The 24,795-nt window shown below is 62.9% G+C and carries 31 protein-coding genes; 12 read left to right on the top strand and 19 right to left on the bottom strand.

The window, feature by feature from the left end:
• Positions 1 to 207 precede the first annotated feature (207 nt).
• Positions 208 to 1,041: a type I methionyl aminopeptidase gene (map, locus tag ACHMWQ_RS18680; RefSeq protein WP_354550156.1), complete on the top strand. Its 834-nt coding sequence runs from the start codon at positions 208 to 210 to the stop codon at positions 1,039 to 1,041.
• A complete protein-coding gene (locus ACHMWQ_RS18685; protein ID WP_396308605.1) occupies positions 1,038 to 1,466 on the top strand; it encodes a RadC family protein in 429 nt (142 codons plus the stop codon). The genes map and ACHMWQ_RS18685 overlap by 4 nt, the downstream gene beginning before the upstream one ends.
• Before the next feature lie 56 nt (positions 1,467 to 1,522).
• Here ACHMWQ_RS18685 and ACHMWQ_RS18690 read toward each other — a convergent pair whose 3' ends face one another.
• The 4 genes from ACHMWQ_RS18690 to ACHMWQ_RS18705 form a co-directional block, all read right to left on the bottom strand.
• Positions 1,523 to 2,740 (bottom strand): integrase, encoded by a 1,218-nt coding sequence (locus tag ACHMWQ_RS18690; protein WP_396308606.1) that lies wholly within the window; start codon positions 2,738 to 2,740, stop codon positions 1,523 to 1,525.
• Positions 2,734 to 3,006 (bottom strand): hypothetical protein, encoded by a 273-nt coding sequence (locus tag ACHMWQ_RS18695; protein WP_396308607.1) that lies wholly within the window; start codon positions 3,004 to 3,006, stop codon positions 2,734 to 2,736. The genes ACHMWQ_RS18690 and ACHMWQ_RS18695 overlap by 7 nt, the downstream gene beginning before the upstream one ends.
• Before the next feature lie 3 nt (positions 3,007 to 3,009).
• The gene (locus ACHMWQ_RS18700) at positions 3,010 to 3,402 is read right to left on the bottom strand and encodes a hypothetical protein (RefSeq protein ID WP_396308608.1); all 393 of its coding nucleotides are present in this window, start codon (positions 3,400 to 3,402) and stop codon (positions 3,010 to 3,012) included.
• A gap of 465 nt (positions 3,403 to 3,867) precedes the next feature.
• Positions 3,868 to 4,482, bottom strand: a complete 615-nt coding sequence (locus tag ACHMWQ_RS18705) for a hypothetical protein (protein ID WP_396308609.1) — start codon at positions 4,480 to 4,482, stop codon at positions 3,868 to 3,870.
• Between the two features lie 694 nt (positions 4,483 to 5,176).
• On the opposite strand from ACHMWQ_RS18705, the gene ACHMWQ_RS18710 reads away from it, so the two are divergent.
• Positions 5,177 to 5,695 (top strand): hypothetical protein, encoded by a 519-nt coding sequence (locus ACHMWQ_RS18710; protein WP_396308610.1) that lies wholly within the window; start codon positions 5,177 to 5,179, stop codon positions 5,693 to 5,695.
• A gap of 248 nt (positions 5,696 to 5,943) precedes the next feature.
• Positions 5,944 to 6,150 carry a helix-turn-helix domain-containing protein gene (locus tag ACHMWQ_RS18715; protein WP_396308611.1) on the top strand — a complete coding sequence of 69 codons (207 nt, stop codon included), beginning with the start codon at positions 5,944 to 5,946 and terminating at the stop codon, positions 6,148 to 6,150.
• Between the two features lie 412 nt (positions 6,151 to 6,562).
• Here ACHMWQ_RS18715 and ACHMWQ_RS18720 read toward each other — a convergent pair whose 3' ends face one another.
• On the bottom strand, positions 6,563 to 7,537 hold the full coding sequence (locus ACHMWQ_RS18720) for an aromatic alcohol reductase (RefSeq protein ID WP_396308612.1): 975 nt from the start codon (positions 7,535 to 7,537) through the stop codon (positions 6,563 to 6,565).
• A 69-nt stretch (positions 7,538 to 7,606) separates the two neighbouring features.
• Between ACHMWQ_RS18720 and ACHMWQ_RS18725 the strand changes: the two genes are divergently transcribed.
• The 6 genes from ACHMWQ_RS18725 to ACHMWQ_RS18750 all read left to right on the top strand — a co-directional run bounded on the left by ACHMWQ_RS18725 (position 7,607) and on the right by ACHMWQ_RS18750 (position 11,751).
• Complete coding sequence (locus tag ACHMWQ_RS18725; protein WP_396308613.1) at positions 7,607 to 8,044, top strand: winged helix-turn-helix transcriptional regulator; 438 nt, start codon at positions 7,607 to 7,609, stop codon at positions 8,042 to 8,044.
• Between the two features lie 172 nt (positions 8,045 to 8,216).
• The gene (locus ACHMWQ_RS18730) at positions 8,217 to 8,402 is read left to right on the top strand and encodes a hypothetical protein (RefSeq protein ID WP_396308614.1); all 186 of its coding nucleotides are present in this window, start codon (positions 8,217 to 8,219) and stop codon (positions 8,400 to 8,402) included.
• A gap of 32 nt (positions 8,403 to 8,434) precedes the next feature.
• Positions 8,435 to 8,713 carry a hypothetical protein gene (locus ACHMWQ_RS18735; protein ID WP_396308615.1) on the top strand — a complete coding sequence of 93 codons (279 nt, stop codon included), beginning with the start codon at positions 8,435 to 8,437 and terminating at the stop codon, positions 8,711 to 8,713.
• Positions 8,714 to 8,945: 232 nt separating this feature from the next.
• A complete protein-coding gene (locus ACHMWQ_RS18740) occupies positions 8,946 to 9,569 on the top strand; it encodes a thermonuclease family protein (RefSeq protein WP_396308616.1) in 624 nt (207 codons plus the stop codon).
• A gap of 111 nt (positions 9,570 to 9,680) precedes the next feature.
• Entirely contained in the window at positions 9,681 to 10,577 is an 897-nt protein-coding gene (locus tag ACHMWQ_RS18745) for an SDR family oxidoreductase (RefSeq protein ID WP_396308617.1), read from the top strand.
• Between the two features lie 448 nt (positions 10,578 to 11,025).
• The gene (locus ACHMWQ_RS18750; RefSeq protein ID WP_396308618.1) at positions 11,026 to 11,751 is read left to right on the top strand and encodes an outer membrane protein; all 726 of its coding nucleotides are present in this window, start codon (positions 11,026 to 11,028) and stop codon (positions 11,749 to 11,751) included.
• Between the two features lie 91 nt (positions 11,752 to 11,842).
• Here ACHMWQ_RS18750 and ACHMWQ_RS18755 read toward each other — a convergent pair whose 3' ends face one another.
• Positions 11,843 to 12,331 (bottom strand): GNAT family N-acetyltransferase, encoded by a 489-nt coding sequence (locus tag ACHMWQ_RS18755; RefSeq protein ID WP_396308619.1) that lies wholly within the window; start codon positions 12,329 to 12,331, stop codon positions 11,843 to 11,845.
• Between the two features lie 172 nt (positions 12,332 to 12,503).
• Between ACHMWQ_RS18755 and ACHMWQ_RS18760 the strand changes: the two genes are divergently transcribed.
• Positions 12,504 to 12,755, top strand: a complete 252-nt coding sequence (locus ACHMWQ_RS18760) for a helix-turn-helix domain-containing protein (RefSeq protein ID WP_396308620.1) — start codon at positions 12,504 to 12,506, stop codon at positions 12,753 to 12,755.
• Here ACHMWQ_RS18760 and ACHMWQ_RS18765 read toward each other — a convergent pair.
• Complete coding sequence (locus ACHMWQ_RS18765; protein WP_396308621.1) at positions 12,706 to 13,020, bottom strand: DUF982 domain-containing protein; 315 nt, start codon at positions 13,018 to 13,020, stop codon at positions 12,706 to 12,708. The two genes, ACHMWQ_RS18760 and ACHMWQ_RS18765, sit on opposite strands and share 50 nt — an antisense overlap.
• Before the next feature lie 68 nt (positions 13,021 to 13,088).
• Between ACHMWQ_RS18765 and ACHMWQ_RS18770 the strand changes: the two genes are divergently transcribed.
• Entirely contained in the window at positions 13,089 to 13,265 is a 177-nt protein-coding gene (locus tag ACHMWQ_RS18770; RefSeq protein ID WP_396308622.1) for a hypothetical protein, read from the top strand.
• A 206-nt stretch (positions 13,266 to 13,471) separates the two neighbouring features.
• On the opposite strand, the gene ACHMWQ_RS18775 is transcribed toward ACHMWQ_RS18770, so the two are convergent.
• The 12 genes from ACHMWQ_RS18775 to ACHMWQ_RS18830 all read right to left on the bottom strand — a co-directional run bounded on the left by ACHMWQ_RS18775 (position 13,472) and on the right by ACHMWQ_RS18830 (position 24,704).
• A complete protein-coding gene (locus ACHMWQ_RS18775; protein WP_396308623.1) occupies positions 13,472 to 14,914 on the bottom strand; it encodes a DUF1254 domain-containing protein in 1,443 nt (480 codons plus the stop codon).
• 240 nt (positions 14,915 to 15,154) lie between these two features.
• Entirely contained in the window at positions 15,155 to 15,592 is a 438-nt protein-coding gene (locus ACHMWQ_RS18780) for a hypothetical protein (protein WP_396308624.1), read from the bottom strand.
• Entirely contained in the window at positions 15,589 to 15,912 is a 324-nt protein-coding gene (locus ACHMWQ_RS18785; RefSeq protein ID WP_396308625.1) for a hypothetical protein, read from the bottom strand. The genes ACHMWQ_RS18780 and ACHMWQ_RS18785 overlap by 4 nt, the downstream gene beginning before the upstream one ends.
• Positions 15,913 to 16,041: 129 nt before the next feature.
• The gene (locus ACHMWQ_RS18790; RefSeq protein ID WP_396308626.1) at positions 16,042 to 16,296 is read right to left on the bottom strand and encodes a hypothetical protein; all 255 of its coding nucleotides are present in this window, start codon (positions 16,294 to 16,296) and stop codon (positions 16,042 to 16,044) included.
• The gene (locus ACHMWQ_RS18795) at positions 16,293 to 17,138 is read right to left on the bottom strand and encodes a glycoside hydrolase family 108 protein (protein ID WP_396308627.1); all 846 of its coding nucleotides are present in this window, start codon (positions 17,136 to 17,138) and stop codon (positions 16,293 to 16,295) included. The genes ACHMWQ_RS18790 and ACHMWQ_RS18795 overlap by 4 nt, the downstream gene beginning before the upstream one ends.
• Before the next feature lie 610 nt (positions 17,139 to 17,748).
• Positions 17,749 to 18,810: a phage late control D family protein gene (locus ACHMWQ_RS18800; protein WP_396308628.1), complete on the bottom strand. Its 1,062-nt coding sequence runs from the start codon at positions 18,808 to 18,810 to the stop codon at positions 17,749 to 17,751.
• Positions 18,810 to 19,046 (bottom strand): tail protein X, encoded by a 237-nt coding sequence (locus ACHMWQ_RS18805; RefSeq protein ID WP_396308629.1) that lies wholly within the window; start codon positions 19,044 to 19,046, stop codon positions 18,810 to 18,812. Before ACHMWQ_RS18805 ends, ACHMWQ_RS18800 begins: the two co-directional genes overlap by 1 nt.
• Positions 19,046 to 19,465: a phage tail protein gene (locus tag ACHMWQ_RS18810; protein ID WP_396308630.1), complete on the bottom strand. Its 420-nt coding sequence runs from the start codon at positions 19,463 to 19,465 to the stop codon at positions 19,046 to 19,048. The genes ACHMWQ_RS18805 and ACHMWQ_RS18810 overlap by 1 nt, the downstream gene beginning before the upstream one ends.
• An 11-nt stretch (positions 19,466 to 19,476) precedes the next feature.
• A complete protein-coding gene (locus tag ACHMWQ_RS18815) occupies positions 19,477 to 21,861 on the bottom strand; it encodes a phage tail tape measure protein (RefSeq protein ID WP_396308631.1) in 2,385 nt (794 codons plus the stop codon).
• A 249-nt stretch (positions 21,862 to 22,110) separates the two neighbouring features.
• Positions 22,111 to 22,515, bottom strand: a complete 405-nt coding sequence (locus tag ACHMWQ_RS18820; protein ID WP_396308632.1) for a phage tail assembly protein — start codon at positions 22,513 to 22,515, stop codon at positions 22,111 to 22,113.
• Between the two features lie 71 nt (positions 22,516 to 22,586).
• Positions 22,587 to 23,132, bottom strand: coding sequence for a phage major tail tube protein (locus tag ACHMWQ_RS18825; RefSeq protein WP_396308633.1), 546 nt, complete (start codon positions 23,130 to 23,132; stop codon positions 22,587 to 22,589).
• A gap of 66 nt (positions 23,133 to 23,198) precedes the next feature.
• Positions 23,199 to 24,704: a phage tail protein gene (locus ACHMWQ_RS18830; protein ID WP_396308634.1), complete on the bottom strand. Its 1,506-nt coding sequence runs from the start codon at positions 24,702 to 24,704 to the stop codon at positions 23,199 to 23,201.
• Positions 24,705 to 24,795: the final 91 nt, after the last annotated feature.

Raw genomic sequence — 24,795 nt, forward strand, 5'->3', positions numbered from 1 at the left:
GGATGCTCCTTCGAGGCTTCGCTGCGCGAAGCGCCTCAGGATGATGACAGAGGGTGGCACGTCGCCCGGACGACGTGGTGCTGCGGCCGCCTGACGCGAATCCTCTTGTAACTCGCCGCCCGATACGCCAGATCGGGGGAAAATCTCATATTCAGGCTTGTCCCCGCGTCCACTCGATGATGTGCTGGCGGGGCACGGAGTACACACATGGTCACTTATGTCGATGCCGATGCCACCCCGTTGAAGAATACCGGGCAGATCCGTCTCTACGGCCCCGAAGCCTTCGCGGCGATGCGGCGCGCGGGCCAGTTGGCCGCGGCCTGCCTCGACGGCCTCGCCGACATCGTCAAGCCGGGCATCCCCACCGACGAGATCGACCGCTTCGTCTACGAGTTCGGCGCAGACCATGGCGCCCTGCCGGCAACGCTTGGCTATCGCGGCTATACCAAGTCGACCTGCACCTCGATCAACCATGTGGTCTGCCACGGCATTCCCGACGACAAGCCGCTCAAGGATGGCGACATCGTCAATGTCGACGTCACCTATATCGTCGATGGCTGGTATGGCGATTCCAGCCGGATGTACCTGGTCGGTGACGTCAAGCGCGCTGCCGTCCGGCTGGTCGAGGTCACCTATGAATCGCTGATGCGCGGCATCGCGGCGGTGAAGCCCGGCAACACCACCGGCGACATCGGCTACGCGATCCAGTCCTATGCCGAAGCCGAGCGCTGCAGTGTTGTGCGCGATTTCTGCGGCCATGGCGTCGGCAAGGTATTCCACGACACGCCGAACATCCTGCATTACGGCAATCCCGGCGAAGGCGTCGAACTGCGTGCCGGCATGATCTTCACCATCGAGCCGATGATCAATCTCGGCAGGCCGCATGTGAAGGTGCTGCGCGACGGCTGGACCGCCGTGACCCGCGACCGCTCGCTCTCGGCCCAGTTCGAGCACACCGTCGGCGTCACCGACACGGGCTGCGAGATCTTCACCCTGTCGCCGCGCGGCTATACCTGCCCGCCCTACCCGACCGGGGAATGAGCGGGTTCGACGACAATCTCCAAAATGTACCCCACTATGCGGGGCATCGGGAGCGGCTGAAGGCGCGCTTCCGTGAAAACGGCCCCGAGGCCGTCGCCGATTACGAATTGCTGGAACTGATCCTGTTCCAGGTCGTGCCCCGGCGCGACACCAAGCCGATCGCCAAGGCGCTGCTGGCCCGCTTCGGCACATTTTCCGACGTGCTGGCGGCGCCGGAAGCCCGGCTCGTAGAGATTTCCGGCGTCGGCGCCTCGGTCGCGACCCATCTGAAGCTCGTCCATGCCGCGGCGACCCGCTACGCCCGAGGCGCGGTGCGTCAGCGCCCGCTCCTCGGCTCGTGGAGCGCGGTGATCGATTATTGCCGCGCCGCTATGGCCTATGAGGAAAAGGAGCAGTTCCGCATGCTATTTCCTCTCATCACATAGACCTTTCTTTTCAGATAGTTACGACAAACGTCCCTCAGACGTCCCTGAGACGTCCCTTAAGTTTCGTTCTTGGTCCGTGCCTCGATGCGCTGGCTCATTGCCCTGCGGGTCTGTTTCAGGCTTGAGCGATTGTATTTTGCGCTGGTCTGGGGGTTAGTGTGACCCGCATGCTTTTGGACGTCCGTGCCATCGGCGCCGCCGGCGTAGGCCTCGGAAATCGCTCCCGCTCGAGCATCCATGCTCCAGACAGTCGACGGGACACCAGCAGCATCAGCGACCCGCCGGTAGTTCTCTGGATACTTGGTCCACTTGTAGGGCTCGCCGGTTGCCTCGGAGACGATGACCGGGCCGATGCGACGACCGGACGGCACCAGATCGACTTCGGCCAGCACATTCGGTGCCAGGCGCAGGTCGTATTGAACTTCGAAGCCGGTCTTGACGTGCTTTTTGCGCACGATCAGATCCGGCCCAATGTCGGACCAGAGCAGCCCATTCGCCCAACGCCGGCCTTTGACGACAATCCCGCCGCCCTCACCATCCGTGACTTTCAACCACTCACCGATGACGTCCTTCTGGCGCATCGCGAGGTCGAACTGGAAGGCTGTCGCGAGCGCCACGGAAGCGAGCCCCATCTCATGAGCCTTGGCCCGGATCATCTCAACATGCTCGGGAAGCATGTAGGACGTGCGGGGCGGCGGCGACGCGAAGCGCATCTTGCCGAGAATGGTGTCCGCCTGCATGCAGTCGGCGTAGCCCAAGGTCACCCCGTAAGAGATGATCCGACGCAGCGTGTCCATCGTGTGCTTGGCTCGGTAGGGCCTGGGCTTCCCGCCGTCCTTCTCGGGCAGCCCCCAGTTTCGGTGCCATAGGGCGAAGTCTTTGCCCACCAGAGCTCGAACCGCCCTCGCCTGCACCGTCCCCATGATGATCTTGATGCAGCCGTCATAAAGGCGCTGAGTGTTCCATTTGACGGACGCATAGGGCCCGTCCTTATCCGACGCGAACAGCCGTGCAAGGCTGCCGATCGTTCCATCGTACCCTACCGGCGGGATGCTTCCACCTGCCGCGTCCCAGGCGAGCATTTCAGCCCACAGGATGCCGCATCGGGCGGCACGTTGCGCATCGCCCTCGGCTGTCTCGGGATAGTGCAGCCTGACGGTGCTGGGCCGGTACCCGCGCTTCACGAGGTCTGAGCGGGCTTCCCAATACCAGCGGAAGGAGCCATCGGCATTCCGCTTCTTCTTGAGGCCGGGCGCCTCTGACCGTTTCACCATGTCTCGTCCCCATCAGCTTTTGCCGGGACATGATCTTGGCGCAAGCCGTGGCGTCGATAAAGAAATGCTTGAACCGCCGGCCAGAACCGCATGCCGGTCATTGCGTCGACGCGAGGGAGACCTTCCCGCTCCAGCACCGCCGAGACATCCTTCCATCGCCGTGCGTCGCCGCCGAGCACCAGCAGGGCAATTTCGTGCTCGGGCTTATAGAGCGAGGCCGATGCCGCGCCCTTCCCGTTGCTCGATGATGTCCCGCGGGGTGCCATGATCTAGCCCTTGAGCCTTTCCGCGGCTTCGGCTTCGGCTTCGAACTCTGCCGCCAAGTCGGGATTGCTCTTGATGGCGCGGAGGCCCATCCAGAAGAGATCCATAGCGCTCACAACAAACCGGCTGCCCCTGGTCTGACGGTCCCGCTCCTCATAGGCGAGGAGCTTCCGGCTCCACTCCGGGCCGTCTTCAGAAGAAGCGGCCAACTCCTGCACGTGCTTGGCGACGGCCTCGTGATCCTGCGCGAACATTACCCGGTATCCCAAGGGTGTTCCTTCGCGGATCGAAAGCCAGGCGAGATCGCCGTCCTCGGCGATCTCGAAGTTTTTCCAACCGGGCTGATAGCTACGGACAGCGAGCGTGATAGCGGCGATGATGGTCAGGCCGGGCGTCAAGAGCCGCATCGGTCCCTGACGGCCAGCGGGCACCCCCTCTAATAGAGGGTGGGGCACGTACCCACAGTCGGCCATCCTGCCGATGACCTCGGGGAAGTCTCCTGGACGTCGAGAAACGAGGACGAGCACATGAGCTGCGACTTCCTCCAACGTCAGGTGCGGAGCAGCTAGCCCCCGCGCTCCCGATGCCATCCCCCCCTCGCCCTTCTGGCGATAAAAGTCTCGCAACACGCGCAGGCGCTGGTCGATATCGCTCGCCGAGCGCCCTCGGAAGGTACGAGCAAGTTCCTGCTGGAGTTCACGAGATCGCACGGCAAAACCTCTTATGGAGTTTCTCCACAATGTATGGCTGAGCCGATATCGCGCGTCAATGGGAGTTTCCACAAAATAGGGAGAAGTGTCTTGGCGGCAGGATCACCGCCAAGACGAGGGCATAAGCCCATGACAACGCTACTTTTTCGGAGTTCACCAAATAATGGCGGTCGAACTCATGGAGGTATGCGGGATCAAGCCGGCGAAGTGAGGGTCCAGTTGCCGTGGCTCGCAGGTCGGCCACGATGGCTCGGGCACCGGCTGCCCCGTCGTCCGGATGGCGCGGTCGTCGCGGAATGCCGCGATGGCAGCGTGCTCTAGGTGGAAATCCTCGGCAGCATCCCTGTCCGCGATCCCCATCTCCGCCGGGTCGCTCTCGCTGTCGTGGGTGTCCTCGTCCTCCTCGTCCTGGTCCTCGCAGTCGCTGTCGCTGCCGAGGGCGCCACTTGCCGTCCAGCCGAGGCTGGGCTCGGCATCGCAGCCGTCCTCCCGCTCGTCCTCGTCCTCTCGGTCATCGACTCCGCTGGCAGACCATCGGGTCTGGTCGATGTATTCGTCCGGCAGCCAGGCGTGAGGGTGGCTTTCGCAGGCGCCGAGCGACGGCTCATCATCGCCCCCTGGCTCCAGATCGACATCCGCGTCGATCGCATCAAGCAACGCTATCAGGCGCTCGACTTCGGCGGCCGCCTCCACACGCAGACGGCGCAAAGCCGCGAGGGACGATTCGCCCGCAAGTGCGAGCCCTTCCATATTGAAATGGGGAATCATGTTTCGCTCTTCAGTTGACGGCTTTCCAAGGCCGCGCCCAGTGGCAGACTGGGCAGCCGGGAGTTGGAAACCTGCTGAAGAGACAGGCCGACGCGCTTTTAAGGGAGCTACCCTCTGGACATAGCGCACCGCTCCCGGCCATATTAGCCAGGTCGGCGCGCCCGCCAAGGCGCTGCCAGCTTCTCCGCCCGAGGGCGGATGCTATTCGACCGCAGTCATTCCCCGCCAAGGGAACGACATACATCCTCGCCAAAGGATCGCGGTCTATCTTCAGTCCGGGTTTCCAAGCCCACGGACAAGATGCCCTGATTTGCCAAGCACGACAAGCGTCACCCTCCCGGGGGACGGCTTGTGCTGTCTGCTTGCTTGCCGGGCCCTGCTCCGAGCTGAGGTGGAGCCACGCACATGGCGATAGCTTCGGATGATGCATTCCCGGCGTGCAACGTGCCCCGCCGATCATTGCATTCCTCGCGTGCAATGGTCCGGTTCGTGCCCGGCGAGGACAAACCGATTTGCATTCGGCGCGTGCAAATGGCCCCTCGGAATTCTCACGCCAGCCGTGAAAAAGGATCCTTCCGGTTATTGCAGGCCGCGCAATATCCCTTTCACGCAGTTTTGCGGATAATGAAACAACGGGGAATTGCCCAATATGCCGGCCTCCGCCGCAGGCGCAGGGCCAATGAAGGGGGGCCTGATGCCTTTGGAATGGACACCGGAAGCATATGTCGCGGCCTATGCTGCGGTCGTCAGCACCTTGGCGATTGCGCTCGAGGTTAGGCGCTGGTGGACGAGCGGCCCTCAACTCAAGATGCGGGTGATCGAGGATGGGGTGGTGATCGGCGGAGAGCCTGGGGCATACGAGCGCGGCGTGGTCATCGTCACTGTCGTGAACAGGGGTGACCAACGGACCACCATCAAGGGCCTGGGGGCGCAAAAGTTCGACAGCCGGCTGGCTCGGTGGCGAAAGAAGCCGAGCATGTCTGTCCTCTTCCCCAATTCACAGCACCTTGGCTATCCGCCGAACGTGCCCCACGTGCTGGAGCCGGGGGAAGAGTGGACTGGCATCGCCCGCCCGCGCCCAGACAAGATCGGATCACTTCGGGATGGAACATGGCACATCCGCGTCGAGGCGAGCCATACCGACAAGCCGCTGATGAGGCGCTTGTCGAAGAAAGCCAGCATGGCGACGAAACCCGAACTGCACGCCAAATAAAAGAGACCACAGTACACTTCTATATTGACGGAGGAGTGTGTCCTTAGTACACATTCCTTACCGGCCAATCGGGGCCGGCAGTTGGAAGGGGGTGAGACGATTGAAAATCCGGCTTAGGCTGGTCATCAGGTTCTGCGGCTACGAACTGCGCCTGAAGATCAAGCTCTAGGACAACGGGGGTCGGGCGAAAGCCCGGCCTCCACCGGAGGAAGTAGATCGTCTCACCCCCTCACACCAGGGACAATACCATGACGCCCGAGCAGTTCAAATCCTGGCGCGATGAAATGGGCCTGACGCAGAACCAGGCAGCGGAAGCGCTTGGCGTCGCGAGAGGGACAATCCTCAACTATGAGAGCGGCAGCCGTCGCGACGACGGCCGCCCGGTCATCATCCCCAAGACGGTCGCGCTGGCCTGCGCGGCCGTGCGGGCCGGGCTGGCGCCGATAGGCGAATAGGCCGGCGGATCCGCGCTGACCGGGCTATGGGTACTGCCTTGGGTACCGCTTACAGACTCCCAGCGCGAGCCTTGGGGCGCCCCCATGTCCTACCGTCGCCTTCGCATACCCCTCGCCGCCTGGATCTTCGTGGCTGGTCTATGGGCTGTGATGCTGTGGGTGATAGGCGGGAACATGTTGGCGCTCGTCAGGTGGGTGGCGGGCTAGGCTGCGAGGAACCGGCGCTCCTGCTCGTCGGCTCGCCATACCAGCGGCGGGGATTGCCGCAGCATGGACCAGAGCAGACGCACAGATGGTCATAGAGGTGGTCGTAGTTGCCGGGCAGGCCACGGACCATCCCGACATGCAGGGCCTTGGCCTTCATCCGGAGCGGTCACGGATGCGGCGCTCTCGCTTCTGTTCCATGGTGCCATCATAGTGAAATAGCCCGGCCCCGTCCGCGCTGCCCGGCGCGCAGATCGGTATCGATCAGAGTCGAGACGTCGGTGACCGGGATACTCTGGCGCTCGTTGAACGTGCCCGCCTTAGGCCAGGACATACCGCGACCGATAGCGAAGGCGGCCCGATACTTCCGCATCATGTTGTTCGGATCGCTCGCCAACTCGTCCATCAGAAAGGGCACGGTCCAGACCGACCGCTTGAAGGGACGCCCCAGTGCCGCCTCCAGCTTATCGGCGACTTCGCCATAGGTGACGGTGTCTCCGGCGAGCAACACAATCTCATTCTGGATCGTCGGCTCGAAAAACACGATCTCGGCGGTCAGCATACCGATGTCGTCGGGCGTGGTCAGCGTCACGGCGTTGTCGAGGCTGCCGAGCGCGCGGACCTCGCTGTTCTCCAGATCGACGACGCCAAACTCCGGTTCGAACAGATAGCTCATGAACATGCCGGTGGAGATGATGACCCACTCGGTCTTGTCCTGCGAACGCAGCAGTTTGCGGACGTCGAGCTGCGCATCGAAGATGTCCTGCGGTCCGCCGCGGCCTATCGCTTCGAAATCGACGCCGAACTGCCACGGGAAGTAGCGCGGAATGCCGGATTGAAGCGCCGCCTTGGCGAGCTTCATGGGGGTGTTGATGCCCGCCGCATAGCCTGCGCAGCCGATCACCGTGTCATAGCGCGAGAACAGGGCGGCCAGCTCATCAATCGAGTCGCTTACGAGATCTCCGAGAACAATCTCTATGCCGGCCGCGCGAAGTTCGGAGATGTCGCGCTGCTTGGCAGGGTCGCCGGACTCAACGGCGCTTTGGCGCAGCAGGACGCTGATCTTGGCGCCGTCGATATTCGTGGCGCGGCGCGCGAGATTGCGCAGGACCGGCATCCCAAGCTCGCCGGCGCCCAGTACGAGGATGTTCCGCGACTTCACCGTGGAAACTGAATCGTTCATAGTCTGCCTCATTCAATCTGGTTGCCGCGTCGATGTGGCATTCCATCGGTGACTGCGAAAGAAGGGTACATGCGTGATACCAGGGTCACATCCCTCGGCCGGGACGACGTCCTGAAATATTCCCAGACCGTCTGCGACGGCCTAAGGGACGATGACGATGGAGTGCGGCGAGAAGTGCTGGCGCATGCCGGCAATCGCTGGTCGCTCGGCGTTATTCACACGCTGGGTGTGTATGGCCAGTTGCGGCACGCGGAGATCGGCCGGCGGATGCATGGCGTGACGCAACGAATGCTGACGCGCACCCTTCGCCACCTGGAGCGGGACGGATTAGTGATCCGCCACGACTTTGAAGAGGTCATCCCTCACGTCGAGTATTCGCTTTCCGAAAGGGGACTGGAACTCTTGGTCCGGATGGTTCCGCTTTGGACGTGGATCGTCGAAAACGCGGACGGCTTTCGAGCGGCGCGAAAGATTTTCGACCGAGGGCAGATCGGCGAAAAGCCGTAACAAAGGCCGCCGCGCTACGCGCTGCGTCAGAAAAACATTGGGGCGGATGGAACGGCACGGAGGCGGCTCCGGACGCGAGCCGCCTTTTCTTATCATAGGATTCAACTCCTAGTCTCATTGACTCTCTTCAGCGCGAGAACAGAATGGGAACATCGGACCAGAGGAGACCGCCATGGGGCAAGCTGCCGAGGTGATCGATGTTGAACGGGCAATACTGGACGAGCGGGTTGAGAGCCTGTTCGCAGCCCACGGCTGGGACGCCCGCGCGGTCATAGAAACACTGTTGCTGCTGGCCGACAGCCGCTCCGAAAGGATCTCGTTTGAGTATGTTCGGGGCCGGCTGCCTGACCAACTATGAACCCAGATCGACCGCTGTCACCTTGGTCGGGAATGGCCAAGCTCGAACAGAGGATCAGCCAGCAAAGGCAAGTGCGGCTCACGCCAGATACCGCCCGCCTGCTCCTTCAGGCCCTTCGTGCCTATCTGGCCAACCCGAAGCGCGATCGCATCGCTGCGATCATGTGCATGCGGCACAACGTCAAGCGGGCTCCCTGCCAACCACTCTGCCGTCGGTGTCAGGAGACAGCGTGGGAGCTGAAGTATTTGATGCGAGGAGAGATCAATCCCTTCGCCGACGAGGAAGATGATGCGTCGCGGCCGGATCGCTAGATCGGTAGCGGCCGTGAAAGCAAATCGAGAACTCCCCACCAAAGGATGATTGATGCCGCGATTATGGCGGCATAGACGCAAGCCCTCGTGAGTGCGCGGCCTACGGGCGATATCCAAGCTGCCGTGACATTGCATCAGCCCCATGTTGCTTTCCAAGGCACAACCGTAGGATGATCCGGTTCGCAACCGAGCTCAAGGTGCAATCATGCGGTGCGCATATCTGATCGCTGCGATGCTTTTTGCTCTTCCTGCGTCAGCGTCTGAAGTTCACGTAATCGATGGCGACACTCTCAGGGTCGATGGCAAGACGATCCGGATCTTCGGCATTGATGCACCGGAGGCCGGCCAAAGCTGCAGGAAGCCCGGCGGCGGCACATGGCAGTGCGGCCAGGCTGCAATCAGCCAGATGGAGAAGGCCGTCGCCGAGGGCGACGTCGCCTGCGACGACCGAGGGCTCGACGTCTATGGCCGGACGCTCGGAGTCTGCAAGATCGCTGGGCTCGACCTAGGCCGCCTGATGGTCAAGGAGGGGATGGCCTGGGCCTTCCGCCGCTATTCCGAGGACTACATCGACGCCGAGGACGAAGCGCGCGCCGCGGCGGTCGGGATCTGGGAGCAGGAGAGCGAGGCTCCGTGGGAGTTCCGCCAGCACCGCTGGGATGTCGCCTCTCAAAAGGCCCCAGAAGGTTGCCCGATCAAGGGCAACATCAACAAGAAGGGCGAGCACATCTACCACGCGCCCTGGTCGCCTTGGTATGCCAAGACCAAGGTCAGCATCGAGAAGGGTGAGCGCTGGTTCTGCGACGAAGGTGAGGCGATCAAGGCTGGATGGCGGGCGCCATACTGGGGCCGATAAACAAGTTCCGCGACCTCTCTCGTCGCCATCGCCTCTCGGTCGCCAACCATGGAACCCTTATGGCAGCGAGCCATTAGCAATCGCAAATATCACGCGATCTGGAGCGCCACCATGACTGACCGCCTCACCATGCAGGACCCGCGCAAACAATACCCAGCGCCGCCCTTTCCGGACCAACCCGACCAGCCCGCACCGGGCGTTGCAGCGACAATGGACCCCAAGCCCGATCATGGCGAGGAAAGCTATCGTGGTTCGAGCAAACTTGTGGGCCGCAAGGCGCTGATCACTGGGGGCGATTCCGGGATTGGACGAGCCGCCGCCATCGCCTATGCCCGCGAGGGCGCTGACGTCGCGATCGGCTACCTGCCGAGCGAGGAGGCCGACGCGAAGGAAGTCATCGCGCTGATCCAAGCCGAGGGTCGGAAGGCTCTTGCGGTGCCGGGTGACGTGAAAGACGAAGGCTTCTGCCAAGAGATGGTGGAGAGCGTGGTGGACGCCTTCGGCGGCCTCGACATCCTTGTCATCAATGCAGCGCGCCAGCAGTTCCGAGAAGACGTGTCCCAGGTCACCACCCAGGATTTCGACGCGACGCTCAAGACCAACCTCTATGCGCTGCACTGGATCGCGCAGGCAGCCACGCCGCACTTGCCGCCGGGCGCCGCAGTCATCACCACAGCCTCGATCCAGGCCTATGAGCCTTCGCCCATCCTGCTGGACTATGCCACCACTAAGGCAGGCATAGTCGCCTATACAAAAGCGCTCGCCAAACAACTGATCGAGAAGGGCGTGCGCGCCAATGTGGTGGCACCCGGCCCATTCTGGACCGTACTTCAGCCGAGCGGCGGCCAGCCGAAGGACAAGGTGAAGAATTTCGGCAAGGACAGTGACTTCGGCCGACCGGGGCAACCAGTCGAGCTAGCACCGATTTATGTGCTGCTCGCCAGCCAGGAAGCCAGCTACATCAATGGAGAGGTTTTCGGAGCGACCGGCGGAAAGGGCGTGGCCTGACCACTTGACCATGCCATCCAGGTGGGGTGTGCCCCCTCATGGATAGATCAGCGGGGTGTGACGCGGCGAAACGCAGAGGCGGCGTCGGATCTGCAGGATGGCGGTATTGAGATAGCCATCCTGCAGATCCCCAAGGGCAGGTGTTTTTGAGGCGCCTTTTTTTATTGGACACGGCAAATCTGCTTTTGCAGCATGGCGAGATTCAGCCGGGTAGCAGAGAGGAAGCAATATTGCTTCGGGTGGCGCATGAAGCGCGTCCCCGTCGCCCGACTTCCGTATTCCTACCCCCCTTTAGCAGGGTTACACCGCTAGCTGGGCAGAGGCAGAGACGAACCAAGGTAGTGCCGTAAAGCGTTTTACAACCCAGCTAAGTGTTGCTCTCGCGCTACAGCGTCGAATCCCCGACGTAACGTATCCATTCATTCGTATACGCATTTTGGGGGTTACCATGCGCGTTCTTTCCGCGGCCGTCCTGGCCGTTCTCATGAGCTCTTCGGCATTCGCTGCCGATCTGACCCAGGAGCCGGCGCCCGTCGTTGCTGCCGCCGAGTCGTTCAACTGGACTGGCTTCTATGCCGGCGTCCATGGCGGTTATGGTTGGGGCGATGTTGATTACAGCTTCAACGATGACGGCCATTACAATGACGACGCTGGCGACAAGTTCGGCCACAGCGTCGGTGGTGGCGTCTTCGGTGGTCAGATCGGCTACAACTACCAGATCAACAATTTCGTAGTCGGCATCGCCGGTTCGCTAAGCTGGTCTGACATCGGCAAGGCCGGCGTGGTCAGCCCCTACGATGAAGACGATATCTTCGAGACCAAGGTTGACTGGTACGGCACCGTCACCCCGCGCATTGGCTATGCTTTCGACCGCGCACAGGTCTTCGCCAAGGGCGGTCTGGCCTTCGGTCGCGTTTCCAACCACGTCCACGACGGCTCGGACTTCGTCGAGGTCAAGGATACCCGGACGGGCTGGACCGTGGGCGCTGGCGCTGAGTACGCTGTGACCAACAACGTCCTGCTCGGCCTTGAATACAACTACGTCGATCTCGGCAGCTATAATATCGACCAGAACGTTGTGCGCTATGACGGTGACAGCAGCGAGAGCTTCACTAACCATGACGTCGATACAAAGTTCAGCACCGTGACGGCCACGATCGGTTACAAATTCTAAGTTTCTTTCCAGCTCGACCATCTTGAAGGGCGCCCTTAGTGGGCGCCTTTCTTATGGCCGCATCAAAAAGCTACGCCTGATAACGAATCGCCTACCGCCTCGCAACCATTGGCAAAATTAAGCCCCACCGCGTCTCTTGTGGCGATCCGATCGGTTCGAAACCCAGTTTCTTATAAACGGCAATCGCCCTTTCATTGGCGGGGTGAGGATCGGTAGCGATGACAGGAACACCGAAATCGAAAAGAGCCCTCATTCGCGCCCCGATAAATGCTGATCCGTGTCCCAACCCCATCATTTTGGGCTCTCCTATGAACTGGTCGATACCGCGCGACCCATTAGGAAGCTTGAAAAAATGGTGATCCTCCCAACCGTGGACGGTGTAGTCTTGCATGAACGCAAAGGGGCGTCCGCGGGTTGAAACAATCCAGCGCGCTACCCGAGGATCAGCCAAATCGGCCGCACTGTATGGCTCACCTGAGCCCCACCATGCGCGGACATGCGGGTTCGATTGCCACGCTGCAAGCAATGGGAGATCGTAAATCGTTGCTTTGCGAAAGCTGTATTGATGGGGCACCGTCATTGACCAAGCCTAGCACTTCGTTGCCCAGTCGAAATGTGTCTTTTGAGATCATCAGAGACTGACGCATGAGCTGACAGGGATGTCAGCCGGTCGGAACGAACGACGCGCGGGAATGGTTGTTGACATGCAACGACCCATCGCAGCCCCGCGACGAGCCGGCAGAGTATACGTCATGCCCATCAAATACGGCTCGAATGCCAACGAGTATCTGCCCGAGCAAATCTTGGCCGTGATCGAGAGCGGCACCATGCCTCTCGCTGCTGTGCGGCAATGGAAACAGTTGAGCGTCGAGCAGCTGGCGGGCAGGTCAGGCGTCAGCGTGGCGACTATAGAGGGAGCTGAGGCAGGCCGCGAACTCTCGCTTGAAGCCCAGGTCAACCTCGCCTGGGTACTCGGCGTCGGCGCGGATCTGTTCCACGAGTAGGGCGGACCTCCTCCGGGGCGAGGATGCCGGCCTCTTGAGCGGCCGCATGAAATGTGTCGCGCGCCGCGGAGATCTCGCCATCATCCTGCCAAGCCTCGAGGCAAGCCAACCTTGCCGCGTTGTGCAAGTCGGTATTGGCGAATTCCACCGGCCAATGCTTCAGCAGCATTTCTGCCGCGCGCACGACATCCCCCACAACTTGTGTTGTGCCTGCGGTTATCCAGACGTGAACGGGTTTGAATTCGTCGCCCATGTTATCCAACATAGAGCGAAGGCGATGACTCGGTAGCTTAGGGACGCTCCAACGCCTGCGATTTTTTTGGGGGGGGCGACATGACACACAGGATTGTGAAATTGGAGACGATGGCGAAGGCCCTGGCAGGCTTTGCGGAGGAAGCCACGGCGATGAACGAGCACCAGTTGGCCAGTCTGCTGATAGAAGCCATGGCGGAAGCCGAGCGCCGTGCGCGTGGCATTGCGGCGTCTTTACCTGAATCGGGCGCCCCCTGAGCGAGCGGATTGCGCCGGCAGACCACCGGGACGACATCACAATCCGTTTGGCCGGTGGTGAGCCCGTAGCCTTTCGCAAAGCCCTCCCTCCGTCCCGGCGAAAGCGAGTCTCTTAAATCTCCGCAAGGATGATGCGGAGTGAAGGTCTCCCTGCTCGCATTGGGGACGGTGGGCTGGCCAACCGCTTCGGCCTCGCCCTTTTGTGATTAAGAAGTGCGTTGCACCCCCGGAGGCTGCCATGTCCCTGCGCCCGCCGGCAGGATCGAAGGCGCTTCGATCTTCGGCCAATACAGGCGCATCACGAGATAGATCTTGTCGTCTGGAGCCGGAAGCCAATTGGCTTCCTTGTCCGGCCCGGGACTGTCTTTCTGGATATACAGGGTGAGCGAGCCGTCCGCGTTGGTCTTCATGCCGGGCAGCATGGGAGAATTGATCAGGTAGCGGTTGATTGGATTTTCGATCAGGAGCTGGGTTTTGCCGTCGTACATGGTCAGCGACCAGAAAGCATTCACGGGCGGCTGCTGACCAGGCGGGAACGTCAGCGTGTAGTTGTGCTTGCTACCGTCGAGCGTCTGGCCATCGCTGTCGACGCGCGTGAACGGATAGGTCGCCTCTTCCGGATCGTTGCCGTAGATGCCCGCCTGAGCGGCGACAGCACGTTTCATCCAGTCGCCATTGTAATGCGCGCTATCGCCCGGAAGACCGCTAACCCGCCAGCCATTGATCGTCTTGCCAACTTTGGCGACGGCCTCGTCGACCTTCCGCTGGCCTTCCTTCATGCCAAGGCCGAACTCCAGCTTCTGCTCCAGAGGGAGGTCTTTGAAATTGAAACTCTTGCCAGGCCCCACGCCGATGCGAGCCAGCTTGGCACGCATCTCCTTCTCGTTGTCCTGCGCCGGCGCGAATTGCAGTGCGAAGTCGAGATAGTCGAAGAAATTCGTCTTCACGAGTTCCTTGTCGATCTTTGGGAAAACAACGGTTGGCGCGGCCGGCGGAGCGGGCTGTTTCAAATAGGCCGAGAGCATCTGAACCCTGTAGCCGTCCTGCACGCTCTTTACGTTGGCCAAGTCATCCGGACCGAAAAGCTGGGTTCGATATCCAGCAAGAGCAAACTGTGTGCTCGAACGAAAAACCTGCTTGATGCCGGCCGGGGTGTCGCCTTGCCAATCCGGTCCGACCACCATGTAGTCGCCGGCCTCGCTCCCCGTGGCACGAGTGCCGATATAGCCGAAATTGTAGGTATTACCGTCGCAGAGCATGACCGAGTAGTAGCGCTTGGGATCGATTGCCGGCACCGAGAGTACCACCGGCTCTGCCCGCAAATCCAACCAGGCGAAGGAATAGGGCGTGTCGCTGTTTGGCGTGACGATTGCCGTGTCTTTGTAGGTGAAGACGTTGGGCTCGTTCTTTAACTGATTGAAGGGCGCCTTAAACTGGCCCGAGTTGCGATCTACCGCATATTCGTACATGACGGCGTAGTTCATCACGATAGGCAGCCCGTAGACAAAGCCGGCCTCAGCGAGGTCTTTGGCCTCCACCAGCGTGGGCCATTCGGCATTGTTCGCCGCATAGGCGGGGGGCAATTTGGCAACTGTGACCCCGAGTGCGACGACCGCAGCATTGCGCATCAGCTCGCGTTTCGTAAGCATCAGAACAACATCCCTCTTTTGCAGCGGGTGGCCGAGCCCGACGATCTTGATCGACCTGTTGCGATATCACAAAGCTGCTGACGGATTTCCCCGCCACTCATTTTACGCCAGTCGATGATTGCGCGAAAAATGGTCGAGCCCCTCAACTCGGCACAAGATACCGTAGCGGTTGTGGCGGTCAATGTACGCTACTGCGGACGGCGATCGATCCGGGATTCGGCAGCAAGACCCTAGTAGGGGCTAAGGTTGAGCTGGTGACACGATCCTGAAAGGCACGTCGATAACCTTCCTGAGCGGCCAGATGCGGTGCAGCGGATTGCAGTAGTCGAGGATGATCACCCGATAGCGCGCCGGGCCCGGTGAGGCCGTTTCAGGCACGCGGATCGGCTGCACATAGGCGTCGGTGCCGACCGGGCCTGAGAGCGGCCGGGACTGCGTGCCGAGGTCGAAGCGAACCGTCTTGCCGTCGAAGATGATGCGCTGCGTGTCGCGCGTGCAGAGGCGATATCGTCGGAATTCGTAGGCGACGTGCAGCAGGCCGCCGGGCTCGACATCGGGCGGGCGCGCCTCTGCCAGCAGGCTATCCGTGGCCGGGTTTCGATCGCCTGCCCAGACGCCGAGGACGACGGTCCCGGCGACAAGCACCGACATGATTGCCGTTTTGAGCACCGAGGTCATTTGGGTGATCCTCCGCTGCTGAACCATGAGACAACCTGCATGATCTTTTCGGCGAGCAGCACGGCGCCGAAGAACACACCGAGCAGGCCAATGATCGCCCAGCGCGCGAATCGGCCGACGGTCATCACGGACTGGGCGAGCTTGATCGCTTCAAGCAGCTGCGCTGTCCCGTCCTTACCCAGCCGAGCGATCTTGCGAATGGTCTCGACTTCCTCCGGCCGGAGCTCGTCGAGAAAGTCGCGCGTCTCCTTGGGGAGGTCGGCGTATTTCTCGGACGGCAGCTGCTGGAAGTGGTCGTTGGGCTCGAATGCATCGGTCACTGCTTGCCCTTCCAGCCACAGGCCACCGCTCCATAGCGATTGTGTTTCAGGATCTGATCCGTGGTGCCTTCGGAGAGGCTGTCGGTGACAGACGGCCTGATGGCAGAGGAGACGTCACAGAAGTCGCCGCTACCGCTTGTCGCGCATCCACTGACCAAGCTGATCGCGGCGAGCGCCAGCATCCATGCGATCGACTTCGTCATCGCTGATCCTCTTGTTCGAAATGGCCTTGAGCTTGTCGGCCGTCTGGCTGGCCTTTTGCTGTGCGCGCCCGGCCGAGAAGGCCTTGAGCAGCGCGACAGCAACGATCGCGGCGATGGCCAGCACGCCGGCGGCGTACCGTCCGACGCGGGTGCCGAAGAACCACGCCCACAGCGCGCTCATGCCGAACTCTCCGCTTCCCGGACCGTGCGCCAGTAGCGGATGCCGACAAACAGAGCGCCACCGACGATCACCGCGGCGACGGCCCAGGCGATCGGGCCGCTGATGCCGGAGAGCGCCGACAAAACCCCGGTGCCGGCCGTGACGGTGGTGACGATCACGGTCGGATCGGTCAGAGGCTTGGCTGGCGGCTGTACGGCCTTGGCCGACATGGCATCAGCCACGACAGGATCCGCCGGCGGCTCGGACGGCTCAATCTTCTTATCGGAGGCGAACGGCTGGGCCGCCGCCGCCAGCGCGAGAGCGTGCCCGACCACGCCGGGCTGCGCCTTCCACTGGCCCTTGGGATCCTTGCCGGTGATGCGGATTGTCCAGCCGCGCCCGTTCGGGCCGAAACCCTGCGGCCCCGGGATGCTGCGCAGATAGGCCATATAGGCGTCGCAGTAGGCGCGGATCAGCTTGTCGATAGCGCCGTAGCGCCGAACCGCGTCGACCGTCTGCACGCCGACGATGCCGTCGGCGGCGACGCCGACGAGTTGCTGCAGGATCTTCACGCCCCTGGCCGGCCCGGACATAACGGACGCGGTGAAGACGGCGTAATCGAGGCCAGCCGGCAGCAGGTCGCCGCCGCTCTGCGCCCAGAAGCTCTTGCGGTAGATCGCCTCTGCACGGTCCGGGGTGAGGTTCCGGACATCCTCGATCGACGCCGGCCGGCCGAGATCGGCGCTGAGGGTCCGTTGGGTGATGCCATACTTGGTCGGGCCACCCGCGTCGGTCTTGCGGTTCACATAGCCGCCTTCGTCGCCGAACATCAGGGACAGGGCTTTGGGGAGCGTTTCACGCATGGGTGTGCTCCCACGTCGAGATGTGGTTCATGTCTCGTCTCCAGTGATGAGGGGATTTCGGGGTCGGTGTTGCGCAGCTGCAATCGACAGAGCGCGAGGTCGGTGGCAGAAGACGTAACGTCAACAATGCCAAGGGGCACTGATATGAAGAAGACCTATGAGAAGCCGGCTATCGTGAAGTCGGCCCTTCTGCAGCGCATCGCCGCAGAGCCGGCGCCGAGCGGCTACTTCAACCCGTAGTCGTTCGTTCGCGGCCCAAAGAACACATCACCCGCCGGTAACCCCGGCGGGTTTTTTATGACAGGGAACCACACAACAAGCCGCGTATTGACGGATGCGGGCGTGCTCTGGCATGCCGGTTTTCGATTAGCTCTCAGGCCGGCAGTTCGCGGTTTCAAGGTCCGGTGAACCGCCCGCACCCTTATCCAGATGAGCACCTCCGCCCCACCCCGGGCTGGTGCTTTAGAGCCCGTCAGCGCGAATCACGCTGACGGGCTTGCTTTTCAGCGTCAGCAGTTCTGTTCCAAGGTACGAGCCGCGTGTGTTGATGCCACCAAAATCCACCCCTGCTCATTCACATTCAGACCCGAAACGCGCGGCGTCGAGCGGGCTAAGCTACTGAAGCCGCATCCGTCGCGCGATTGGTGTCGCCGCGGGCGTCTTGGCCCGCCTGGCCCTGCGGCTGCTTCACTTCAAGGCGCGTCGTCCAGCCATTGCCGTCGAATTGGTGCGTGACGGTGTCGATCCGGTAGGTGCCGTCGATGCCCGGCCGGGCCCCGATGAGGGTGACGTTGGCCTCCGGCTGGGGCGTCGTCGTGCCGTTCATAACCACGGTGCCGCCGCCCTTCTCGCGATCGGCGCTCGTCTTGTGCGCCTTGGCTTTCGCCTTCGCCTGGTCGGCGTCCGGGGCGTCGAAGCGATCTGTCAGAATGGCCTTCGCGTCCGGATCCTCGACCTGCTCGGTCTCGTAAACGTACTTGCCGGCCTTGGCGTCGTAGTGCCGAACCCTCGTTTCCTTGAAGCGAGGACGCCCGAGGGCTGGCGAGATATCCCACGAGATCAGGTTGACGCCGTGGCTTGCGGTCACGGACGGCAGCGCGGCGCCCGAGGCCGAAGACCCGCCGTTGCGTTCCGCTAGAATGGCCCGCTTGCCGGCGATCTTGAACGTGCCGCCGACCTCGCGCGCCAGCCGCTCGCCGAAGTGAAGGAAACTCTCGTTCTGCATCGCCCAATATTTGCGCGTGAGCGAGGCGAGCGCGCCGATGACCTGAACATCGCCGATGCCGGCGAGCTGTCCCGCCTCACGAAGAACATCGCCGAGTGATTTCCTATCCCAATGCTTGCGCTGCGGCTGCTTGGCCTTGCCCTGGCTGTCGAAGCCCTTTGCCGACACTGTCAACGTCATGCCTGACCCGGAGCCCTGGCTCTGAACCTCATCGACCGTTCCAGAGAAGACCAGGGAAACGCCGCTGGCCGCCGCGCCCAGGAGGACTTCGATCGACGCACCGGTTCGCGGCAGCAGCAGCACGCCGCCGGTGTCGTCCAACTCGATCGAGCAAGTGTCCGAGCTCGACCCCGCCTTGTCGACGACGGACAGGTTAAGAAGGCGCGGCAGGATGCCCGACGAGACGTCCTGCCCGTCGATGGTGATCACGCAAAGGGTCTGGGTCATCAGTTCCACAACCGGATGGCTTCGACGCGAACGGCACCACTGGCCGGCGCATCGATCGGGATCTTCACGACGGTGCCGACCGGTAGGTAGGGACCGGCGACGGCAAGCTCGGGGTTGGACATCAGGATGCGATCGACCAGCCCGTCCGTCCGGCGCTTAAAGCGGCGCCAGACCAGCAGGTCGATGGTGATGAAGTCGCCGGCGACGACGACCGTCTCGTAAGTCGTGGCGGACATCACAGCATTCCCATGATCGAGGCAAAGAAGTCGGAGCCGACCGGAGCATCGGCCCGCTTGATCGAGATGTCGACGTCGACCACCCGGCCGATGCCCTGCGCGCTGAGATAGGAGGATCGCTCGCTGACCTTTTCGATCACGAACCACCCCATCGGCACGCCGTCGCCGCGCATGAAGTATTGCGCGATACCGCTCTGGCGCATGGCCGCCAGGTTGCTGAGGCCGTCCAGCCCGCCGAACTCATACGGGAGCAACTTCACCGTCAGCCCGAACGTCTCGGCGCCGTCGCCGATGAACTCAAGCGGCGGCCGGCGCCCGAGGATGGGTTTTTCGGCGAACCGGGCCTCCGAGCTGTGCTCAATGGCCGTGACATTGATCGGCGCGATCTCGAAGACCACGCCTCCGAGAATTGCGAGCACAGCTCAACCTCCTATTGATGGCCGACGCCGGTCACGCCGGTGTCGGCATGGATCGCCCGGAGCTTCTGATCAACCCCGCGCGAGGTCCTCGATATCCCGGCGTTGACGCTACCCAGGCCGCTGCTGAGCGCCGAGAGCTTTCCGAGCGCCTCGTCCAGCGACGTCGTGTCGACGTTGGGCCGCACGGTCATTCCCAGGCCGTAAACGGCCTGGCTGGCGGCATCGGCCTTGGCCTTGGTCTGGTCCAGCGCCGAGCCGTCGACGGCCGCCGTACCCTCCCGCCGGCCGATCATCGGCGGCATGTCGTTCCAGAGCCGCTTGAAGGTTCCGATCGTGCTGTGATCGGTCTGCGGTTTGGGCCCCGAAACGGCGTCGAAGCCCATATCCAGCGCCTCCGATCCGAGCTCGTAAGCCAGGACCTGGGGGATGACGTTCTTGGCAAAGCCGCCGAACTTACTCCAGAAGCCGCCTTTGCCCTTCCCGCCGGCGGCGCCCCCTACCCCGTCCATGACGCCACCGCCACCCAAGGCCACCGCCGCTCGTGTGAGGGCAGCTGCGGAACCGTCGAGGGCCAGTGCGGACCCTTTCAGCCCGCCGTCGCGGCCGAAGAACGTCCCGAGCAGCTTTATCGAGCCCCATGTAAAGCCCGCGCCAGCCGCGAGCGTCCCGAGGGCTGTTGCTGCCTGGCGCACCGGCTCGCTCAGGTTCGAGAACGCGTCGATCGTGTTGCCCACGCCCTCGAAGGTGTAGGAGAGCCATTTGGCGTTGGCCTCGCCCATGGCCAGCGTCGCGTTCTCGACCGAGCCCTTCAGCCGCTCGAACGAGCCGCCCAGGCCGCCCATGATTTCGGCGGAGATCTGGGCGCCGTAATTGTCCGGGACGCTGGCCAGATCGGCCTTGTCATCGGCGATCGCGCCGAGGTTTGCCGCGAGCACGCCCGCCTTGCCGCCGTGCTTGTCGGTGAAGAACGCATTGAGCTGGGCCAGCGATGGATCAGCCGCGAGGATGGCGGCCAGCAGGCCTTCGGTGTCGGTGCTCGCGACCGACATTTTGTAATATTGGCCGAAAACCTTCGCCACCGCATTGCGATCTTTTGCACCCATCTTGTCGCCGAATTCCGGCGACACGGCTTCGGTAATTGCAGCGGTGAACGCGTCCTTGTCATTCATGAGGTCCGGGTCATCTAGGACTTCCTCGATGGCACCCAAGGTCGCGGCAGAGATCGACTTGCCGAAGTTCCGCTTCATAGCGCTGCCGATAGCGCCGCTGGTCATCTTCTCCGGCGCAGTGGTGAAGTCGTCGAAGTTGATCCCCATGCTGTCGAGCGCAGCCATACCCTTGTTCGTCGGCGAAACAAGCTTGGACGAGAAGGACCGCAGCGCGACGCCGGCGACGTCGCCCCGGAAGCCTGAGCGGCGCATGCCGACGCCAAGCGCGCCGATGGTCGTATCGGACAGGCCTGCGATCGTTGCCGAGGCACCGGCGTAGCTGAAGAAGTTCTGGATATCCTCGTCCGACATGCCGCCGATCTTGGCCATGCGGATCATCATGTTGGTCGCCCGCCGGGCTTCCTTGACCGCCTTCTCCTGCGTACTGATGTCCTTCTGGGTCTGCTGCAGGAACGAAGTGATGCCCTCGGCCGAGACCTTCATGTCGGCCTGCATGGCCAACGCGTAGTTCTTCACCTCCTCGGTGATGCCGGCCGCCACTTGCGCGCGCGGCAGCTTCGGCGACAGGCGCTGCATCACCGCCGTTTGGCTTTCGACGATGTCGAGATTGGTGAACTGCGTCTCCTGGCCGATTCGCTTCGCCTGCGGGATCAAAAGGGCGGCCTGCTCCGCCTCGCTCGTGCCGGTATATTCCCGCTGCCGACGAATGCCGATGTCGAAGTCGGCGGCAGAGACGATCGCCTCGCGTCCGAATTCGCGCGCCTTGTAAGCGCCGTAGATGCCAGCGGTTGCGAGCCCTCCGCCGATGATCTCGCGCCGGCGCTGCCGGGCGTTGGCCTTGATAGCCGCGGTCTCCTCCGCTGCCGCCTGGTTGCGGATCGCGTCGGTGGTCTGCTGGATCTGCTCGCGCAGGCGCTTCTCGGCGCCGATCGCCTTGTCGACGGCGCCACCGATATCGGCGTAGGCCGACTTGGCCTTGGCCTGCGCATTCGCGTATTCGGCCGCCGTCCGCTTGATCTCGCTCTGCGCCTTGCGCATCGCGGTCTGCATCTTGCGGGAGGTCTCGTCCGTCGAGGTTGCCAGCGCCTTCGCCGCGTTCTGAACGGCGGTCTGGGCCTCGTTGAACTGCCGGCGCGTCGCCTTCAGCTTCTCCTGCGCGGCGCGGAAGTTGGCGACCTTGCTGGTGGCCTCCTGGGCCTTGGCAAGCTGGTCCGTCAGCGCCTTCATCTGGGCCGACTGGATACCCTTTTCAGCGGCTCCGATCTTGCCCAGCGCGTCAGCAATGCCGCCGGCCTGCTTCGAGGCTTCGTCCTTGATCCGGACGATCAGCTCGGAGGTGCTCGTGGCCATGTTCGGCCCCCTATCTGTCGCCGAGGAGAAGCCGCGCTTCCCCCCACCACGCGATCAACTCGTGCCAGTCCATGGCCCTGACGTCGTGCAGGGACAGGCCTGGGATGCCGTGCATCGTCGACGCCGCTAGTCGGCGCCATCCGAAAGGGTTGGCCGTGCCGCCATCTGGGCGACCCGGAAGCGGCGGGGCAAAAAACGCTGCACGGCAGCCTCGATCTTGTCGCCGTCGTCAGCGTCCAGCGCGTCCAGGACGGCGTCGGGGACGCTGTACATCGGGAAGCGGGCGCGGCTGTCGTCGGCGCGCATCGAGGTCAGGAAATCGCCGAGCTCGCCGACCGTCATGCGGTGGACGGTGATCTTGTCGTAGCGGATGCCGTCGACAGTCACCGGCCAGTCCAGCGGCACATCCTCGAAGCGTTCGGCCTCGTTGTCGAACCGGCTCGCGAGCTTGGCGACGCTCTCTTCGGTCGGGCTGGCGGCACTGGCGGCGCTGGCGACCATGGCAGCGCGCACGGAAGCTTCATCGTTCATAGCGGGGGCTCCAAATGAAAATGGCCGCCGGTTGATCCGGCGGCCTGGCTTGTTGGTCGTCAGGCTGCGCTTCAGGCGGAGACGCCGGGGATGCTCAGCAGGCTGTTGATCTGGGCGTTCTGGTCGACGCCACCGGTCCGCAGCGAGTTGGTGAACGCGTCCCAGAAGAAGATCTCCTCACTGCCGAAGTGGAGCTCGTAGTGGGTGATCTCGTTCAGCGAGTAGGCAAAGCCCATCAGGTTGCCGCGCGAGAAAGCGTCCGGCGCGGCCTGGCCAAGCCGGGCCTCCATGATCGCCTTCGCGCGCAGGGCGTCGCCCGAACGCTTGTCGCGCACGACGCCGTAGGCGGTGTAGACGCGCTTCAGCGGCGTACCGAGGCCGAACTGCTTCAGCAGCTCCGGATCCCAGCCCTTGAGCTTGAAGCTCGAGGTGAGCTTCTGGATGCCGACCTCGAACTCCATCGCGACGAACGAGCCGCCGGGATGGTGGTCCTGGTACATCGCCTGCAGGCTCGGCAGCGAGAGTTCGTCGAGGGTCAGGTGCTTCGAGTTTTCCGGGTCGTGATCGCCGCAGAACAGGTTCGCGGCCTCCATCACGTAGACGGTGTTCGTCGTCATGTCGGGGCTCCAATCTAGGGAGATAGGTGGAAGGAAGGAGCGCCGGCGCGTTGCCGGCGCGAGCCGTTACGCGGCAGTGGCGAGCTGCGACTGGAGATCCGACAGCAGGATGTCGAGCGCCGGGCGATAACGCGCCGACTGGATGCCGAGATAGACCAGGGGCGCCGGCTCCTCGAACTTGACGTCGAGGGTGAAGCGGCCGAGGCGGAGCTGCTCCGGCGAGTTCTTGTCGCGATCGAAGTTCACCGGCTTGTAGTCGAGGATCGCCTGCTGGGCCTTCAGATCGCGCAACGCGAAGTTCATGGTGTTCATCACGGCCTGCAGCGTCTGGCCGGTGAGATTGTAGCGGCCGAGATAGAACCGCAGCGTCTTGATGAACATCAGGTGGATGAAGTCACGCATCCGGACCTGATTGTAGAACTTCCAGATCGGATCGGCGGAGCAGGTGTCCGTCATGATCAGGACATAGCCACCATCGGCAATCGCGCCGTCCGTATTCTCGCCCCGCACGGTGATGCCGATGTTGTGCGAGAGAAGCGTCTGACCCTCGTTGGCGCCGTCGAGCAGCGAGAAGGCGATCGGCCGGCTCGTGCCAACGATGCCGCGCACGGCCCGGTTGGCCGCCGAGTGCGACGGCAGGCCGCCATGCTCGTGATCGTTGGCGATCAGCGCGCCGACAGCGCGCGGCGACTTCGGCACAATGACGATGTCGCCCTCGTCATTGACCACCTTGTAGGCAGGATCGACCGGGATGATGCGCTTCGAGGACAGCGAGGTGCGCCAGGCGATCGCCGCGTTCATGGTCGAGGCCGGTCCGTCGACGACACCCACGGCGAGAAGCTGGTCGAGCAGCGTCGGCAGGCTAGCGCAGATTGCGTTGGTGGCGCTGTCGAGCGTCGCCGTTGCCGCCGCACCGCTGCCGGAGCCGCCGGCGAAGGCGATCGTGGGCGCGACGGTGAGGTTCTCGCCGCGCGTGTCGACGACAACGGCGACGACCTTGCCCGCATCCGCTCCAGTGCCGAGGACCGCGTGACCGGTCGGGAGCACCTTGCCGGGATCCGAACCGCCGCCGGAGAAGGTGACGGTCGGCGCGGTAACGTAGGCGCTGCCGGGCGACGTGACTACGATCGCCGCCGCGACCTGATTGATCGCCTGGGACGTGTAGCCGGGGATTGCGACGATGCGCGGGGTGACGCCGAGGACATGCGCAGCGTCGAGCAGCGCGAACATGCCGGTCTTGGCGTTGATATCGCCGCGCAGGTTGGCGATGGTCTCCTTGACGGTCGCGCCCTGCTCGACGCGCACCAGCACGACCTGGGCGGCCACCTCGAACTCGGTGAGCTGCTCGGTGATCGCCGCAAGGGATGCATAGGCGGTGCCTTCCTCGCCCAGCGCCGCCAGCATGACGCTATCATCCGAGAAGAAGGTGACCGGCTCGTTGAGGGGGAAGATGGCCGCATCTGCCGCCGGTGCCGTCACGACCAGGCCGGCCACGCTCATATTGGCACGAAGCCCCGGGCGGGGCTCGCCGTCGAGGGTCGTGATGGAAATTCCAAAAGTCGGATCGCTCATCGCGGTCTCCTGATAAGCGGCCGTGTCGCCGCGCTGGGGGCAATAAAAAAGCCGCCCGAGGGGCGGCTTGCGGATGGACCGGCGAACCGGC

Source organism: Kaistia sp. UC242_56, from assembly GCF_044452255.1.
GTDB lineage: Bacteria > Pseudomonadota > Alphaproteobacteria > Rhizobiales > Kaistiaceae > Kaistia > Kaistia defluvii_A.

What these genes read in the sequence shown, in the direction of transcription:
- ACHMWQ_RS18690 (WP_396308606.1), bottom strand. Translation starts at nt 2,740, where the DNA reads ATGGTGAAACGGTCAGAGGCGCCCGGCCTCAAGAAGAAGCGGAATGCC.
- ACHMWQ_RS18730 (WP_396308614.1), top strand. Translation starts at nt 8,217, where the DNA reads ATGGGGCAAGCTGCCGAGGTGATCGATGTTGAACGGGCAATACTGGAC.
- ACHMWQ_RS18800 (WP_396308628.1), bottom strand. Translation starts at nt 18,810, where the DNA reads ATGACCCAGACCCTTTGCGTGATCACCATCGACGGGCAGGACGTCTCG.
- ACHMWQ_RS18760 (WP_396308620.1), top strand. Translation starts at nt 12,504, where the DNA reads ATGCCCATCAAATACGGCTCGAATGCCAACGAGTATCTGCCCGAGCAA.
- ACHMWQ_RS18720 (WP_396308612.1), bottom strand. Translation starts at nt 7,537, where the DNA reads ATGAACGATTCAGTTTCCACGGTGAAGTCGCGGAACATCCTCGTACTG.
- ACHMWQ_RS18805 (WP_396308629.1), bottom strand. Translation starts at nt 19,046, where the DNA reads ATGTCCGCCACGACTTACGAGACGGTCGTCGTCGCCGGCGACTTCATC.
- ACHMWQ_RS18725 (WP_396308613.1), top strand. Translation starts at nt 7,607, where the DNA reads ATGCGTGATACCAGGGTCACATCCCTCGGCCGGGACGACGTCCTGAAA.
- ACHMWQ_RS18765 (WP_396308621.1), bottom strand. Translation starts at nt 13,020, where the DNA reads ATGTTGGATAACATGGGCGACGAATTCAAACCCGTTCACGTCTGGATA.
- ACHMWQ_RS18750 (WP_396308618.1), top strand. Translation starts at nt 11,026, where the DNA reads ATGCGCGTTCTTTCCGCGGCCGTCCTGGCCGTTCTCATGAGCTCTTCG.
- ACHMWQ_RS18825 (WP_396308633.1), bottom strand. Translation starts at nt 23,132, where the DNA reads ATGACGACGAACACCGTCTACGTGATGGAGGCCGCGAACCTGTTCTGC.
- ACHMWQ_RS18745 (WP_396308617.1), top strand. Translation starts at nt 9,681, where the DNA reads ATGACTGACCGCCTCACCATGCAGGACCCGCGCAAACAATACCCAGCG.
- ACHMWQ_RS18705 (WP_396308609.1), bottom strand. Translation starts at nt 4,482, where the DNA reads ATGATTCCCCATTTCAATATGGAAGGGCTCGCACTTGCGGGCGAATCG.
- ACHMWQ_RS18740 (WP_396308616.1), top strand. Translation starts at nt 8,946, where the DNA reads ATGCTTTTTGCTCTTCCTGCGTCAGCGTCTGAAGTTCACGTAATCGAT.
- ACHMWQ_RS18815 (WP_396308631.1), bottom strand. Translation starts at nt 21,861, where the DNA reads ATGAAGGCGCTGACGGACCAGCTTGCCAAGGCCCAGGAGGCCACCAGC.
- ACHMWQ_RS18795 (WP_396308627.1), bottom strand. Translation starts at nt 17,138, where the DNA reads ATGCGTGAAACGCTCCCCAAAGCCCTGTCCCTGATGTTCGGCGACGAA.
- ACHMWQ_RS18755 (WP_396308619.1), bottom strand. Translation starts at nt 12,331, where the DNA reads ATGACGGTGCCCCATCAATACAGCTTTCGCAAAGCAACGATTTACGAT.
- map (WP_354550156.1), top strand. Translation starts at nt 208, where the DNA reads ATGGTCACTTATGTCGATGCCGATGCCACCCCGTTGAAGAATACCGGG.
- ACHMWQ_RS18790 (WP_396308626.1), bottom strand. Translation starts at nt 16,296, where the DNA reads ATGAGCGCGCTGTGGGCGTGGTTCTTCGGCACCCGCGTCGGACGGTAC.
- ACHMWQ_RS18715 (WP_396308611.1), top strand. Translation starts at nt 5,944, where the DNA reads ATGACGCCCGAGCAGTTCAAATCCTGGCGCGATGAAATGGGCCTGACG.
- ACHMWQ_RS18685 (WP_396308605.1), top strand. Translation starts at nt 1,038, where the DNA reads ATGAGCGGGTTCGACGACAATCTCCAAAATGTACCCCACTATGCGGGG.
- ACHMWQ_RS18770 (WP_396308622.1), top strand. Translation starts at nt 13,089, where the DNA reads ATGACACACAGGATTGTGAAATTGGAGACGATGGCGAAGGCCCTGGCA.
- ACHMWQ_RS18695 (WP_396308607.1), bottom strand. Translation starts at nt 3,006, where the DNA reads ATGGCACCCCGCGGGACATCATCGAGCAACGGGAAGGGCGCGGCATCG.
- ACHMWQ_RS18780 (WP_396308624.1), bottom strand. Translation starts at nt 15,592, where the DNA reads ATGACCTCGGTGCTCAAAACGGCAATCATGTCGGTGCTTGTCGCCGGG.
- ACHMWQ_RS18830 (WP_396308634.1), bottom strand. Translation starts at nt 24,704, where the DNA reads ATGAGCGATCCGACTTTTGGAATTTCCATCACGACCCTCGACGGCGAG.
- ACHMWQ_RS18775 (WP_396308623.1), bottom strand. Translation starts at nt 14,914, where the DNA reads ATGCTTACGAAACGCGAGCTGATGCGCAATGCTGCGGTCGTCGCACTC.
- ACHMWQ_RS18735 (WP_396308615.1), top strand. Translation starts at nt 8,435, where the DNA reads ATGGCCAAGCTCGAACAGAGGATCAGCCAGCAAAGGCAAGTGCGGCTC.
- ACHMWQ_RS18820 (WP_396308632.1), bottom strand. Translation starts at nt 22,515, where the DNA reads ATGAACGATGAAGCTTCCGTGCGCGCTGCCATGGTCGCCAGCGCCGCC.
- ACHMWQ_RS18710 (WP_396308610.1), top strand. Translation starts at nt 5,177, where the DNA reads ATGCCTTTGGAATGGACACCGGAAGCATATGTCGCGGCCTATGCTGCG.